This window comes from Streptomyces sp. DH12, assembly GCF_020873895.1.
Taxonomy (GTDB): domain Bacteria; phylum Actinomycetota; class Actinomycetes; order Streptomycetales; family Streptomycetaceae; genus Streptomyces.
Genome location: NZ_JAHWGT010000214.1, coordinates 1 through 792, shown reverse-complemented (window position 1 = coordinate 792; position 792 = coordinate 1). Strand labels below are relative to the sequence as shown.

Sequence of the window (792 nt, the reverse complement as noted above, 5' to 3'; positions counted from 1 at the left end):
GTGCTGGCCTGCGCGGGCGACGTCCCCACCCAGGAGGTCATGGCGGCCGCGCAGCTGCTGCGCTCGTATCTGCCCGAGCTGGCGGTGCGGGTCGTCAACGTCGTCGACATCGCCCGTCTGCTGCCGCGCGAGGAGCATCCGCACGGCATGTCCGACTTCGAGTACGACGGCCTGTTCACCGCGGACAAGCCGGTGATCTTCGCGTACCACGGCTACCCGTGGCTGATCCACAGGCTCGCCTACCGCCGCACCGGGCACCCGCACCTGCACGTGCGCGGCTACAAGGAGATCGGCACCACGACCACGCCGTTCGACATGGTGGTCCGCAACGACCTGGACCGCTACCGGCTGGTGATGGACGTCATCGACCGCGTCCCCGGCCTGGCGGTGAAGGCCGCCGCAGTACGGCAGCGGATGGAGGACGTGCGGCTGCGCCACCACGAGTGGATCCGCGAACACGGCACCGACCTGCCGGAGGTCACCGACTGGACCTGGGACGGCTGACCCGGCCGCACGCGGCCCCGCCCCTCGGGCACGCGTGAGCGGAATGTTTTGCGGGTCCTTTACAGTTGGTGTGGGAGCAGTCCATTCTGCTTCCACACATCTTCGTACTGTTCGAAAAGGAGCGACGGTCCCCCGATGGGTGATCCTCCCAGTAGTAACCGTGCCACCACCCGCAGTCCGCGTCATGCGGCCCGACAGGGAGCGGGGGTGGCACGGTGACCGAGATCCTGCTGCTCCTGCTCGCCCTGCTGCTGACGCTGGCCTGCGCGGTGTTCGTCGCGGCCGAGT

General features: G+C 68.7%; 1 pseudogene. It reads left to right on the top strand.

Annotated elements, in window-relative coordinates:
- Positions 1 to 504, top strand: a pseudogene (locus LPA54_RS33600) (phosphoketolase); the annotation flags it as partial.
- Positions 505 to 792: the final 288 nt, after the last annotated feature.